The sequence below is a fragment of the Rhizobium sp. NLR16a genome, assembly GCF_017948245.1.
Classification (GTDB): domain Bacteria; phylum Pseudomonadota; class Alphaproteobacteria; order Rhizobiales; family Rhizobiaceae; genus Rhizobium.
Map to the genome: position 1 here is coordinate 2,575,409 of NZ_CP072865.1, position 14,849 is coordinate 2,590,257.

Annotated in this window: 5 protein-coding genes; 2 read left to right on the plus strand and 3 right to left on the minus strand. The window is 61.2% G+C overall.

Annotation, left to right across the window (positions count from 1 at the left end; all coding sequences use genetic code 11):
- Positions 1–3: 3 nt before the first annotated feature.
- The 3 genes from J7U39_RS12635 to J7U39_RS12645 form a co-directional block, all read right to left on the minus strand.
- Positions 4–4,524 carry a DUF4082 domain-containing protein gene (locus J7U39_RS12635; RefSeq protein ID WP_210628497.1) on the minus strand — a complete coding sequence of 1,507 codons (4,521 nt, stop codon included), beginning with the start codon at positions 4,522–4,524 and terminating at the stop codon, positions 4–6.
- A gap of 202 nt (positions 4,525–4,726) precedes the next feature.
- Positions 4,727–5,911 carry a GTP-binding protein gene (locus tag J7U39_RS12640; protein WP_210628498.1) on the minus strand — a complete coding sequence of 395 codons (1,185 nt, stop codon included), beginning with the start codon at positions 5,909–5,911 and terminating at the stop codon, positions 4,727–4,729.
- Between the two features lie 97 nt (positions 5,912–6,008).
- On the minus strand, positions 6,009–11,168 hold the full coding sequence (locus J7U39_RS12645; RefSeq protein ID WP_210628499.1) for a DUF4082 domain-containing protein: 5,160 nt from the start codon (positions 11,166–11,168) through the stop codon (positions 6,009–6,011).
- A gap of 628 nt (positions 11,169–11,796) precedes the next feature.
- On the opposite strand from J7U39_RS12645, the gene J7U39_RS12650 reads away from it, so the two are divergent.
- Entirely contained in the window at positions 11,797–13,119 is a 1,323-nt protein-coding gene (locus J7U39_RS12650) for a polysaccharide biosynthesis/export family protein (protein ID WP_210628500.1), read from the plus strand.
- A 199-nt stretch (positions 13,120–13,318) separates the two neighbouring features.
- A complete protein-coding gene (locus tag J7U39_RS12655; protein WP_210628501.1) occupies positions 13,319–14,827 on the plus strand; it encodes an O-antigen translocase in 1,509 nt (502 codons plus the stop codon).
- Positions 14,828–14,849 lie beyond the last annotated feature (22 nt).

Genomic DNA, 14,849 nt, shown 5'->3' on the forward strand with positions numbered 1-14,849 from the left:
CCTTTACGCCGCGAGCTGCGGTTTGAACGCCACGTCCACATAGTAGTTTGTGCTGTTGTAACTGCTGGTCGGGAACAACCCGCTCGATCCATAAGCGTAGAGACCGTTGTCACCGCTGAGCGCCCTGAGGTCGCCGCTCGTCTTCTCGGTGCTGAAGTAATTGCCCGTCGCCGAGTAATTGCCGTTCGTGCTGTAGGAAACGACATAGGTCGTATCCGCTTCGACCGCGATCTGCTGGGTGAGCGTGGCAGTCTGCCAGCCGCTTGCCGTTTCGTTGCTGAAGGTGATGCTGGCAAGCAGCGTGCCCGAGGCGGTCCAGAGATAACCGTTATGCGGGCCTATATTGTCGGCGCCCTTGTAGAAGCGGAGGCCCGTGACCCAGCCTGCCGTGTCTGCCTGAAATTTCATGCCGAGATTGACCGGCTGATTGTCGTTCACGGAGACGACTGCGGGCGTTTCATTGGCACTGAAGACGTTCTGCTCGCTTGCCTGGGAGTTGACGGCAAGCGAAACCTGGGCGGATGCCGTGCCGCCCTGACCGTCGGCGATGGAATAGCTGAAGCTTGCCGGCCCGGTATATCCTGCCGTCGGCGTGAAGGTGACGGTCTGCGTCTGGCTGTCGTAGGACACCGAACCGTTGACAGCGCCGCTGACGCCGGTGATGACAAGCGGGTCGCCATCGGCGTCGCTGTCATTTGCGAGCAGGTTGGCAGCGGCGATCGACAGAGCCGTATTGGTATAGGTCGTATAGCCGTTGTCATTGGCGGCGACCGGCACCGTATTGCCCGCCGACTGGTTGAAGACGACGTCGACCCAGTAATTCGTCGACTGGTAGCTTGACGTCGGGAAGGTCGAGCCCGATCCGACCGCGTAGACGCCATTGCTGCCTGCAAGCGCCGTCAGCGAGCCGTTGGTATGCGCCGCGTTGAAATAGTTCGAGGTCGCCACATAGGTGCCGGTCGTGTGGTAGGAGGCGACATAGGTCGCACCCGCCGTGATCTGCAGCGGAGTGGCGAAGTTCGCGGTCTGCCAGCCGGAAAGCGACTCGTTGGTGAAGGTGACCGTGGCGACGAGCATGCCATCGGCCCTCCAGATGGAGCCGGTGTGCACACTGGTATCGCCGGCAGCCTTGTAATAGCGGATGCCCGAGATCGTGCCGTTTGAGGAAGCGACGAACTTCATTCCGAGTTCCATCGCCGTATTGTCGTTGAAGCTGCCGCCGCTGGGTCCCTCACTCGCCGTAAACAGTGTCTCGCCGGCCGAACCAGTCTGAACGGTCAGGCTGACATTGCCCTGATCCGTGCCGCCGCGCCCGTCCGACAGCGCATAGGTGAAGCTCGCCGGGCCTGAATAATCGTTGGCCGCCGTGAAAGTGATGGCGCCGGTCTGCTTGTTGAGAGCGACCGTGCCGTTGACGGCATTGCCGACGGCGGTGATGGTCATCGCATCGCCATTGGGATCGGTATCGTTTGCCAGGAGCGCGGCAATGGAGATGACAAGCGTTCCGTTGTGGCCGATGATCAGCCCGCTGTCGTCGGTCGCGACCGGCTGGCTGTTGGGGCCGGCATCGAAGACCACGTCCACCCAGTAATTGGTACCGCCGGGGTTCTGGCCGGGGAATGTGCCGGCAGTGGTCCCGTAGGCGTAGACGCCGCCTCCATCGACGGCCTTCAGCGCGCCGCTGGCATAGGGCTCGCTGAAATAATTGGCAGTCATCGAGTAGTAGCCGTTGCTGTGATAGGAGGCCACATAGGTCGTGCCGGCCGCAATCTGGATCGGGCTGGAGAACATCACCGTCTGCCAGCCAGAGAGCGATTCACCTGTCGATACGCCGGTCGCCAGCAGTGTCCCGGTGCTGCTCCAGAGGCTGACGACATGTTCGCCGATATTGTAGAAGTCCTTGTAGAAGCGGATCCCCTCCACCGAGCCTGCCGTCGTCGCCTGGAAGCGCAGGCCGAGCTCGACGGAATCGCGATCGACCGCCGTCTCGGTCGCGGGCTTTTCGGCCAGTGTCCAGAGGCCCTGCGTGCCCGGCAGCGTAACGGTGACCTGCTTGCCGGCCGATGGCGCCTCCAGATTGACGCTGTCGTCGACGGCGCGTGACAAGATCGTATAGGTGCCGCTCGCCTGGACGACCCAGTTATAGGTCCAGCTCTCGCGGCCCGTGGCCTTGAACCAGTGCTGGCCGCCGTCGGTGGAAACCTCGACGCCGGCAATGATGCCGCCGCCGAAATCCTGCGCCGTTCCAGTGATCGTCACGTGCTGCCCTTCGAGGAAGCTTGCGCCAACGATGGGCGAGGTAATCGACGAGGTGGGCTTCAGCGTATCGGTCGATTGGGTCGCGAGGATCAGGCTCGCATCGAGCGTCGTCGGCTGGATGCCCATGTCCGCGAACATGTTGACCATCGCCTGCTGCACGTTGCGATCGGTTGGCGTTGCCGGCCCCTGATGCTGATCATTCAGCCCCCAGGACCAGAAGACGGTGCCGGCGCCGAAGACGAGCGCGCCACTTGCCGCCCGATACATGGTCAGGCTGTGGGTCGCCACCGCATCGCCGATCGTGGAACCGTAATCGCGGAGGTAGGTGTTCACCGCGACCGAGGAGAGCGACAGGTCGATCAGTCCAGCCGGACGGAATCCATTCTCGACATCGGAATCCCATTCGTAGCCGAGCAGGTTCTGCACCAGATTGTAGGTTTCACCCTCCTGAAGCTCTGCCACATCGGTATTGCGCCAGAAGCGAAGGTTCGAATAGTCGTAGGGGATGGAGATCGTATCCTGGCGGTAGCTGTCCACCTGGAACATCGTGCCCGTCAGCGAATTCTCCGGCTCCTGCCCCGGATCGGCATAACGCGGATCGCGCCAGGTGCCGGTGCCGACATTGCTCGGGTCCGTGCTCGTGCCGTAGGTCTCCTTGTAGCAGACCATGGTGCGGTAGGCCTGGCCGCTGCCGTCGATGCTGCTTTCCCACCGGACTTTCCAATAAACCTCGTTGCCGCTCCAGAAGGCGAGGTTCACGCCGGCATCGCGCGCGGCCTCCACATTGGTGCGCTGCTCGGCCGACCAGTATTCGTCGTGGCCGACGGACAGAAAGGCATCATGGTTCAGCAGGAGGCTGCCACTGCGCGTAGCATCGACGCCGGAAATATAGGAAACGTCATAGCCGTTCTGCTCCAGCCACTGGATAGCGGAATGCTCGACGCCGAAGACGAAATCGTGCGAGCCGCCGACCGGGCTCGTATTGGTGATGATCGGCCTGTTATAGCTGACTGCAGAGGCGCGGCCGATGGCGGTCAGACCGCAGCTGCAGTTCGGCGGCAGGTAGCCGATCATATCGGCCGGATCGACGGGGACCTCGCCATAATAGAGGCTGGCGCCGCCCCAGGCATTATAGGCCTGCCAGGTCGTGTCCGAGGTCTGGAAGACGATGTTGCTGTGCGAGGAGTCGTCGCGCACGACGAAGGGAATGATGTTGGCATCCTCGGTGCCATCCTCGCGCACCAGCTTGGCAAAATAGACGCCCGAGACGGCGTCGGTGGGGATCTGCCAACTGGCGGACACTGACCAGTTGCCGCAGTCGATGAGACCGAGCGACATATCGACGATCGGATGCGGCTGGATCTGCGCCGTCGTCAACTGCTGCTCGATCGAGTCGACCTTGCGCGCACCAGCCCCGCCGTAATAACCCATTCGGTAGATATCGATGCGGTAATGCGTGGAATCGGTGGCGATCTTGAAATCGACGGTCTGGCCGATATTCGTGCTGATTTCAGTGGCGAAGCCCTGGATGGTGCCGTTGCCGTCGCCCTCCAGACCCCACTCGCTGATCGGGTTGCCCTGCTTCAGGTTTTCGAGTGCGATCCTGTTGAGCGTGACCGCAGCCGGAGCGACCGCCGGTGCGGCCAGCGCTGAAACCGCGCTCGTGTCGGCCGGAGCGTCCTGGCTCGGCTCCACCGAGAGGGATGCTATCGAGGCCTGAAGGCGCAACGAAGTAGTGTCGAGACTGCTGGAATAAGTGACCGGCACAGCCGTCGTGGCGCTTCCGGTGTCGGCATCGCTGGTAATGCCCGTCAGCTCAGGCGCGGCAGGCAGCGTCGCAGCCTCTTCGTACGGATCCGGGGCAAGCACGGTGTCTTGCGATATCGAGGAAGGCGTCTGGAAGACCGTCGCAGCCGACGCCGTCTTCGTGGAGCTGTCTTGTGCCCCGCCATCTGCCTCAGGCGCCGGTATGGCCATCGACGAGGCAGGGGACGATTGCATATCGCCGGATGACATCAGCGAAGCTGTGACTGTGCCGGTGAAAGAGGATTGGACGGTTGCGCTGCCTTGATTGGCAAAGCCGGAAGAACCCTGGGTGCTCGAAGACACTACGGTTGGAGTTCCAAGCAGCGCGGCCCGGCCGGTGATAGCATGAGTGACGCATGGCGTGCCGCCGGCAGCAGTCAGATATTTGCGATTCCGCACATGAAATCTCAGCAAGAGCGGCGTCCCCGTTTCCCGTCGACCAGCATTGGATGACTTCATCCTGCCAGCTTTCGAAACGGAACGTACGACAGCAATCTGGGGTATGTGGGTGGTACCTCCATACGCCCATATGATGATCCTCGCCGCGCACCCGACCGACAGGGCTGCGACGCTGCGGAGAGCGCTCGGCTGAGCGCTGACGCACGTTGAAAAGGAACTCTGGTATTGTTTCGCCGACCCGGCTGAACTGCGCCGCGCCGTGCTACCAGGCCGGAAACGGATCTTCGAGGACCGACCAGTCCCGCGGATCCGAGCTGGCCAAGCAGTCGTCCAACGCGCTGCGGACGCCTGTCTCGTCCATGTCAACACCAATGAACACCAGTTCCTGCCGACGATCGCCCCAGGCACTGTCCCATCGGCGCTCGATCTGCTGACGAAACTGGTGGTGGCTCGGCCAGTCCTGCCGGGGGACAGCCGCCCACCAAAGCCCCATGGGTTCGCAGCGCCGCTGCGCGCCGGCCGCCGACATCAGACCCACGTGACGCGGTCGCGTGGCCAGCCAGAAATGACCTTTGGCGCGGATGACCCCCGGCCAGGGCTCGTCCAAGAATGCTCGAAACCGCATGGGGTCGAAGGGACGCCTCGTGCGATAGACAAAGCTCGACACGCCATATTCCTCCGTCTCCGGAACATGATCACCCGGGCTGTACAGCTCCTTGTGCCATAACGGGTGAGCGGCGGCTTTTGCTTCGTCGAAGAGGCCCGTATTGAGAATGGTTGCAAGAGAAACATTGCCGAAGTCCGTCTCCACCTGGTGCGCATCCGGGTTGAGCGCAGCCACCGTCTTGCGGATTTCCGCTCTTAGCTCCTCGGTCGCGTCCGCGATCTTGTTGATCACGACAACGTCGGCAAACTCGATCTGATCCACCAACAGGTCGATGAGTGTCCGCCGGTCCTCGCCGTCCCGCTGCATGCCGCGGTCGCGAAGCAGATCGGCACTGCTGTAATCAGCCAGGAGGCTGGCGGCATCCACGACGGTCACCATCGTGTCAAGTCTGGCAAAATCGGAGAGCGAAACACCGTTCTCGTCGCGGAAGGAAAAAGTGGCAGCGATGGGGCGCGGCTCGGCAATGCCCGTCCCTTCAATCAGCAGATAGTCGTATCGCCTCTCTTCGGCCAGTCGCCGCACTTCCGTCAGGAGGTCATCGCGCAGGGTACAGCATATGCAGCCATTGCTGAGCTCGATCAACGTCTCCGTCGTGTGCGAGAGGTTGCAGCCGCTGTCGCGAATGAGATTGGCGTCTATATTCACTTCGCTCATGTCGTTGACGATGACGGCAACACGCAGGCCCTGACGGTTGTTCAGGACGTGACTGAGGAGCGTCGTCTTGCCGGCGCCGAGAAAGCCGGCAAGCACTGTCACCGGGAGCCGCTCGCCCTTGTTCATCGCGGTCCCTTGAATGGGAGCGGAGGCAGCTCCCCTCTCTGCGACCCGCATTTGCGTCGTATAAGCCTCATTCCCGATCCTAACTTTATCCTTTGCATCACGCGACGAGTTGCGGCCGGAAGACGACGTCGGCGTAGTAATTGGTTGAGTTGTAGCTGTTGGTCGGGAAAAGACCTGTGGTGGCGGATCCGCCATAGGCATAGACGCCATTGCCGCTGGCCGGCGCCGTCAACGGACCGTTGGTGACGGCGGTCGTGAAGAAATTGTTGGTCGCCACGTAAGCGCCTGTCGTGTGATAGGAGGCGACATAGGTGGTATTGGCGGCGATGGTGACGGGGTTTGTGAAGTTCACCGTCTGCCAGCCGCTCGCGGTGGTGGTGGTGAAGGTGGCGGTGGCAAGCTTGGTTCCCGTCGTGGTCCAAAGGTCGACGACATTCTGACCGTTGTCATTGGCGCTGCGATAGAACCTGATGCCCGTGACATCCCCGGCAACGTTCGACGTGAACTTGACGCCAAGTTCGAGCTGCTGACCATCGTTGAGGGTCCGGGCCGGCGTACTGGAGGCGGAGAACAGGCTGTAGGTCGTCGGCGCCGTCGACACGGCGATGTTGAAGGTCTCGTTGGCCGCAAGGCCGCCGAGATCAGTCGCCGTCACCTTGATGCCATAGGTGGCCGACGTCGTCGGCGTGCCGGAGAAAGTGCGCGTCGAGGCGTTGAAGGTCAGCCAGGAGGGCAGCGCCGTGCCGTCGGCGGCGGTTGCCGAATAGGTCAGCGTCTCGTTGCTGTCGACATCGGTGAAGGTGGTCGTCGGCAGCGTGAAGGAAAAGGCAGAGCCGACGGTGGCATTCTGGGTCGTCGTCTGGACGGCCAGCACCGGCGCATCGTTGGCGCCATGGATGGTGACGGTCAGGTTTGCCGTAGCGGTGGCCCCGGCGGCATCACGCATCGTGTAGCTGAAGACATCACTCAGCGTGTTGGTGGACAGGCGCAGCGCCTGGACGGCGGTATTGGTCTCGTTGATCGTATAGGTATAGGTGCCCGATGCATTGAGCACGAGACTGCCATAGGTGCCGTTCAGCGATGAGCCGAGCGTGCCTGACGTCGCCCCGAAGCGGACCGCCGTCACGGTCTTGGTATCGCCGGCATCCGGATCGGTGTCGTTGGTCAGCACGTTGCCGCTGGCGGCCACGCCGCCCGAGCCGTTGGCCACCCCGCCCTTCTCGGTCGCATCGCCCGTATCGGCAACCGCCGTCGGCGTCGTATTCCCGGGCACTGACACGGCGATGTTGAAGGTCTCGTTGGCCGCAAGGCCGCCGAGATCAGTCGCCGTCACCTTGATGCCATAGGTGGCCGACGTCGTCGGCGTGCCGGAGAAGGTGCGCGTCGAGGCGTTGAAGGTCAGCCAGGAGGGCAGCGCCGTGCCGTCGGCGGCGGTTGCCGAATAGGTCAGCGTCTCGTTGCTGTCGACATCGGTGAAGGTGGTCGTCGGCAGCGTGAAGGAAAAGGCAGAGCCGACGGTGGCATTCTGGGTCGTCGTCTGGACGGCCAGCACCGGCGCATCGTTGGCGCCATGGATGGTGACGGTCAGGTTTGCCGTAGCGGTGGCCCCGGCGGCATCACGCATCGTGTAGCTGAAGACATCACTCAGCGTGTTGGTGGACAGGCGCAGCGCCTGGACGGCGGTATTGGTCTCGTTGATCGTATAGGTATAGGTGCCCGATGCATTGAGCACGAGACTGCCATAGGTGCCGTTCAGCGATGAGCCGAGCGTGCCTGACGTCGCCCCGAAGCGGACCGCCGTCACGGTCTTGGTATCGCCGGCATCCGGATCGGTGTCGTTGGTCAGCACGTTGCCGCTGGCGGCCACGCCGCCCGAGCCGTTGGCCACCCCGCCCTTCTCGGTCGCATCCCCCGTATCGGCAACCGCCGTCGGCGTCGTATTCGAACTCGACGTGGTAAACATCACATCGACCCAATAGTTCGTCGACTGGAAGGTGGCCGTGGGAAATAGGCTGTTGCTGCCATAGGCATAGACGCCATTGCCGCTGGCCGGCGCCGTGAGCGGACCGCTGGTTACATTTGAGGTGAAGTAGCCGGTGGTCGACGAATAGTGACCGGTATTCGTATGGTAAGATGCAGTGTAGGTTTGTCCAGCCGTCAGCGATACCGGACTGGTGAAATAGGCGGTCTGCCAGCCGCTGGCAGTCTCGTTCGCGAAGGTGAGGGTCGCAATCCGCGTGCCGGTACTCGACCATAGTGAACCGGTATGCGTGCCGGTATCCTGGCTGCCCTTATAAAAACGAATGCCGGTGACCGTACCTGCGACGGAGGTCTGGAATTTGAAGCCAAGTTCAACCGCCGAGGTATCGTTGGTGTTGACGACCGCTGGCGTCGCCGAACCGAAGAGAGAGGTGTAACTCGGCCCGCTGACGGTGACCGTTCGTCCCGCCGAGGGCGTTTCCAGGTTGACGTTATCATCGACTGCGCGAGACCGGATAGTATAGGTGCCCGTGGCTTGCGGCTGCCAGGTATAAGTCCAGTTCTCATCGCCCGTCGCCGGATGCCAGCTCGCCCCGTTGTCGGTCGAAACCTCGACCGCGGCGATGACCCCACCTCCGGTATCGGCAGCGGTGCCGGTAATCGTCACAGTGGATCCAACGGTCGCCGTGGCGGGCACCGTGATGACCGATGTCGGCGCAGTGTGGTCCAACGAAGCGGTTGCGGCGGTGAGTCCGGACTGCAGCGTTCCAGGCTGAATGCCCATGTCGGCAAGCAAATTGACCATTGCCTGCTGCACACGCGGGTCCGTCGGGGTCGCCGTGAGGTCGTGATTGTCGCTGAGCCCCCATGTCCAGTAGACCGTGCCGGCGCCGAATACCAGCGCACCGCTGGGGGCGCGATAGAGGGTCAGATTGTGGGTCGCCGTCGCATTGCCTGTCGTGTTTCCGTAATCGAGCAAGTAGGTGCTGACCGGAAGCGTCGTCGACGACAGCTTCACCAGGCCAGCCGGATCAAAACCGTTATCGGGCGCTTCGTCCCACTCGTAACCGAGATAGTTTTTGGTGAGCGTCGCCGTCTGACCGGGCTGGAGGTTGGCAACGCTCGTATTGCGCCAGAAGCGCAGGTTGGCATCATCATAGCCAACGGTGATGGCGCCAAGATTATTGCCGACATCATCGACCTTGAATAACTGGCCGGTCAGCGAATTCTCCGGATTGCCGCCGCCAATGGCCGGTGGGCTGAAGCGTGGATCGCGGAAGGTGCCTGTCCATTGGTCGGAAGGATCGATATCGCCGCCGGCCCATGTCTCCTTGTAGGTGATGAGGGTGCGATAAGGCGTGCCGTCGGCGCTATAGGCGTTGCCCCAGCGGGTACGCCAATAGACCTCGTTGCCGCTCCAGAACATCAGGTTTACGCCCGCGTCGCGCGCAGCCTCGACATTGGTTCTCTGCTGTCCCGACCAGTATTCGTCATGCCCGGCATCGACATAGGTCTTGTGATTGAGCAAGAGGCTGCCATAGCGGTCGGCGTCGACACCCGACAAGTAGGAGACGTCATAGCCGTTCTGTTCCAGCCAGTAGATACCCGCATATTCGGCGCCGAACAGATAGTCCTGGGGACCGGCGTAAGTGCCGACATTGCCGCGGGTGGCAATCGGCCTGTTGTAGCTGACCGCATAGGCGCGGCCGGCGCCCTGCCCCGTCGCAGGCCCGTTGCCGCCATACAAGTTCGCGCCACCCCAGCCATTGTAAGCTTGCCAGGTCTCATCCGCGGTCTGGAAGACGACGTCACTGTGGCTGTCGTCGTCGCGCACGATGAACGGAATGTGGTTAGATCCGGAGGTACCGTCCTGACGCACGAGCTTGGCGATATAGACGCCCGAGACGGCATCATCAGGTACCGTCCACGACGCCGAGACGGCCCAGTTGCCGGCGTCCACTGTGCCGGTCGTGGCATTGCGCAATGGACTGGGCTGAGTCTGCAATCCGGTATGCTGCATGGTCGCGACCTTGCGCGCTCCCATGCCGCCGTAATAGCCGAGCCGATAGATATCGATCCGGTAATTGGTGGAGTTGGTATTGATCTTAAAGCTGATCGTCTTTCCGTTATCGACGCTGATGTCTGTCGCAAACCCCTCGATGTTGGAGCTACCGGCACCGTTGATGCCCCACTCGCTCTCCGGATTGCCCTGCTTCTGGTTTTCCAGCACGATCGCATTGCTGGCAGCCGCCGCCGTGACCGCCAGACTTTGCGTTGTCGATGACCCCTGCATAGAAGGCTTAGGTGGCTTCGTCACAGAGCCGGACAGGATACCTATATCCTTGGATTTTGTTCCCGTTCCCGTCTCTCCCCCGCCTGGCAGGGTTCCATTGGTGAGCGCCACGTCCGACCATGTTGCGGTTCCGCGCCAGCCCGAGAGCGGGGACAGGTCCCGATCGAAAAGCGGATCGCTGATCGAGGCGCCGATGGCCTGCTTGATCGTCGCGACATAGTCAGGTCCTTCGGTCAGCCTGGTCCCCGGCAATTGACCGTCCTGTTGAAGCAGGGCGCCGCCATGGGCCCAATCGAGGATGCGCGTCGGTGAGGTAAAGTAGCCGCACCCGCACACGCCAAAGGGCATGCCGAAGGCCAGCGAATTCGCGCCGGCGTCGTGCGCGGTCGCCTGCCCTGACGGGCTCGATTCGAGAATAACGACCTTGCCCGAATGAGCACGTCCGGCCGCCACCTTAGGAACACCTTCCCCCGAAGCTGTCGATGCCGGGCTTTGCGGCAGATAGGCAGCCAGAGGATCGTCGCCCATGGAGCTCATTCCGGGATAGGAGCTCATTCCGGTATAGGTGCGCTGAAGGGACGATGTCGTCCCGAACGCAACTCCGTCCGCGTGCCACGGGAAACTCGCAAGATTCGGCATAGAACCCGACAGCGCGGCCCCGTCACCGCTTAGAATTCTCATTTCGCTAGGCGTGGCGATCGTGTCGGTTAAGGGCCGCTCGTCGACGTTTTTGTCCGAGTCGCCGTTCACGTGCGCTTTCTGCCCATGATGTTCGTTGAGGGCCGCATCCTTATAGGGATCGTCGACAAGGGTGCCCTGCTTGTGTCCATCGGCGGTTTGCACCAATGCCGCAAGTTGAGCACTATCCCTATGCTTTTCAGCAGGCTTGCGCGGTCTCTCTTTTCCGCCGACGGTGAACCACCGGGGCACCAGCGAGTCCAGGAGGAGTGAGCGCGAAGTCCACCGGCGGGCGTTGCGATACATGGCAGGCACCTCTCGCGAAATTTATAAGATCAAATCTATGAGCGATCGTTTGACACCAGCCTGGAAGTATAGCCGAAAAACAGGCGAGTATATCCTACACCTTTTGCTCTACATGCGGTATCCTTTGGGCAACGGCCGTATCGTATAAACCAATAAAAGTTGAGACCGGCGGGCCGCGGAGCTTCGCTGCGCTCGGTGCAAGGCCCAAGCCGCGGCGGTGGCTTCTTCCACCATCGCCCCATGGCGGCACTGACGCTGGAAACGCCCAAGCAGGAACAACGGAGGTAGTCTGCCGAGCTATGGCAAGAGCCGTCGGGATCGCGGCGTGTTCAATCCGGAACGAGGATGCGATCGCGGTCGTTCGCGGCTAGAACGCCTATTCCTGCGTGCTTGAGCTATTGATTTTCCAAGATGATACCTCTCTGAGATATACGCTCCTGCTCGATTTAGACTGAGGCACCCGCCCCCACCTCATCAAAATTGATGAGGCAAAGCAAACGACCTCCACCTTCCTCAAGCCTTCGCCAGACTGCACACTAACAATGCGGCGTCGGACCTACCGGCCGGCGGTCGAACAGCGTGAAGGCATTGGATCAGCATCCGTGCAAGGATGTTTCGCAGGCGAGATATGTGTATGAATTTATCGCACCGCATCCCCAAGCTGCTCGTTCGCACGGCGTATGTCATCAGTGCGTTCGCCTTTCTTGTCGGAGCCGTGTCTCCGGCTCTCGCTGATGGCGCATCCTTGGCACCCCAAACGAAGATCCGTCTGACGATCGTCCAATGGATGCAGTCCAAAGGCCAATACGAACGATGGGATGCACTTGGTGGCGAATACACGGTCTCGGATGAGGGCACGGTTTTCCTGCCCTTTCTCGGATCCCTTTCCGTCGACAATCTTAAAAAGAGTGACCTCACAAACGAAATCGCCAAGCGTCTGCAGGAGAAAATCGGACTGGTTCAGCCACCCGCGGTCACGATCGAAATTCTCGAATATCCGCCAATCTATGTTGTGGGAGACGTAACCACGCCGGGAGAGTATAAATACCGCCCTGGGCTTACCGTTCTGCAATCCCTAGCGATGAGCGGCGGCCCGTTTCGCTCTAAAACTCCGCTGCAAACGGAGTCGATCAAGCTCGTCGGAGAATTGCGGGAAATAGATCATTCTATCCTGCGCAGCACGGCGAAACTGTCGCGACTCCAGGCGGAGATGGCCGGTGCGAAGGAAATTACCTTCGATCAGGCGGCAGGGGCCGATCAGCAATTTTCCGCTGGGATATACAGCGAGGAGAGGGTCATTTTTCAAGCTCGTGCAAATGCGCTGGAGCGGCAGTCAAAGGCGCTCACGGAATTGCGCGAACTTTTGACCACCGAAATTTCAACTTTGGAAGAGAAACTGGTGGGCGCCGACGATAATATCAAATCAGTCGAGGACCAGCTGACCAGCGTCAAGTCCCTGGTGCAGAAAGGCCTCACGATCTCGTCGAGGCAGTTGGACCTGGAACGGTTGCTGACGACCTACCGTTCCGACAAGCTCGACCTCGTTACCGCCATCATGCGGGGTCGTCAGGCAGTCAGCGAGACAACGCGGAATCTCGAGGGCCTGTCCGACACGCGTCGGAGCGAAGTCGCGGTCGAAGCGCAGGCGGAACGGGCAAATCTCGATCAGCTCAAGATGAAGCGTGAGATGACGCAGAAGCTGCTTATCGATCAACTTGCTGCCGACGACGGCTTGAAAAACCGCAGCGTGGAGCTCCCGATCACTTTTACCGTCAGCCGGCGGAATGAAGGACGAATCGATCAATTCCAAGCCTCAGAAACGACGACACTGGCGCCGGGTGACGTCGTGAGAGTTGTTCGGCCGCAAATTCCGGACGAGCCGTCCGGGCCCACCTCCGATCAATCTGGGGAGATGGAGCCAGAGACGCTCGCAAATCGGACAAGCCAGTGACCTGCGACGAAAGCATGACCAAGGTGAAAGCGGCGGTGAGACCTACGGAGGTGAGATCCCGCCGCCTCGAATATCATGAGCGATATGACGGTCGCAAAAAGACCGCGCGCGCGGTGCATCCCCGAAGCTGCGTTGGGCGCCAGGCCCAGGGTAAAGCGTCGGAGATGCAGCCCGACAGGATAAACGCTGGGGATATCTGATGACGTTGCGCATGATCCCGCCCAGCGGCCAGTCTTATACCCAAATACTGAAATCGACGATGCTGATGGGCGGTTCCTCGCTGGTGAATGTCGCTCTTAGCATCGTTCGCAACAAAGCCCTGGCTGTTCTGCTCGGGCCGGAAGGGGTGGGGCTTATCGGCCTTTACGGGGCAATCCTCGATATCGCGCAAGCGATAGCTGGTATGGGAGTGAGCAGCAGCGGTGTGCGCCGGGTCGCCGAGGCGGCGGGCGCCGACGACGGAGAGAGGATCGCGCGGTCGGCGACAGCGCTCAGACGCATCTCGCTGGTGCTCGGGCTGCTCGGCGGGCTTTTGCTTGCGGCGTTGGCTCTTCCGGTCTCGAAATTCACTTTCGGCGACTACCAGCACGTCGGCGGCATTGTACTGCTCTCCCTTGCCGTATTCTTTCGCATAGTGTCTACCGGACAGGCCGCTTTGATCCAAGGCTTGCGGGGCATTGCCAATCTGGCCCGCATCAACGTGCTTTCCGGACTCTTCGGCACGATGGTCAGCATCCCGTTGATCTATCTGTTCGGCGAAAAGGCGATTGTACCCTCTCTCGTGGCGATCGCGGCCGTCTCGCTCCTTCCCACCTGGTGGTACAGCAAACACATATCCACGCAGCCACCGCCCATGTCGGTGCGTCAGTTCGGCCGGGAAGCGAAAGCCCTGTTCAGTCTCGGCATGGCGTTCATGGCAAGCGGACTTCTGACGTTCGGCGCCGCCTATGCCATCCGCATCATCGTGCTGAATGAAGGGGGAGTTGTGGCGGCGGGATTATACCAGGCAGCCTGGGCGTTAGGCGGTCTCTACGCCGGTTTCATCCTGCAGGCGATGGGAACAGACTTCTATCCGCGCCTGACCGCAATCGCCGACAACAAGGCCGAGTGCAACCGGCTGGTCAATGAGCAGGCGGAAATCAGCATGCTGCTGGCCGGCCCCGGTCTGATCGCCACTTTGACCCTGGCGCCGCTCGTGATGAGCATGTTCTATTCCGCGGAATTTCATGGGGCTGTGGAGCTCCTGCGCTGGATCTGCCTTGGAATGATGCTCAGGATCGTCGCCTGGCCGATGGGTTTCATCGTGCTCGCGAGGGGCGCGCAGACGATCTTCTTCTGGACGGAGGTCGCAGCAACGCTGGTACATGTGGGGCTGGCTTGGCTCTTCGTAGCGAAGCTCGACACGACTGGAGCCGGCATGGCGTTTTTCGGTCTCTACGTCTGGCATAGTATTCTGATTTACCTGATCGTGCGTCGCCTCACCGGCTTCCGCTGGTCGCGCGCCAATCGCAGGCACGCGCTGCTCTTCCTGCCTGCGTCGGGGATGGTCGTCTCGGCCTTTTTGCTCTTGCCGTCATGGTCGGCCATGGTGATCGGCTGCATCGCCATCGTCGCGACCGGGCTTTACTCGCTGCGCATGTTGGTCGAACTGCTTCCGCCGGAGTCGGTGCCCGCAATCGTCCGAGGATGGATCACGAAATCCGCATGAAAAAAAGCGCGCATCAGAGGAT

Excerpts from the sequence above, each read along its gene's own strand:
- J7U39_RS12635 (WP_210628497.1), bottom strand. The coding sequence starts at position 4,524 with ATGAAGTCATCCAATGCTGGTCGACGGGAAACGGGGACGCCGCTCTTG.
- J7U39_RS12640 (WP_210628498.1), bottom strand. The coding sequence starts at position 5,911 with ATGAACAAGGGCGAGCGGCTCCCGGTGACAGTGCTTGCCGGCTTTCTC.
- J7U39_RS12645 (WP_210628499.1), bottom strand. The coding sequence starts at position 11,168 with ATGTATCGCAACGCCCGCCGGTGGACTTCGCGCTCACTCCTCCTGGAC.
- J7U39_RS12650 (WP_210628500.1), top strand. The coding sequence starts at position 11,797 with ATGTGTATGAATTTATCGCACCGCATCCCCAAGCTGCTCGTTCGCACG.
- J7U39_RS12655 (WP_210628501.1), top strand. The coding sequence starts at position 13,319 with ATGACGTTGCGCATGATCCCGCCCAGCGGCCAGTCTTATACCCAAATA.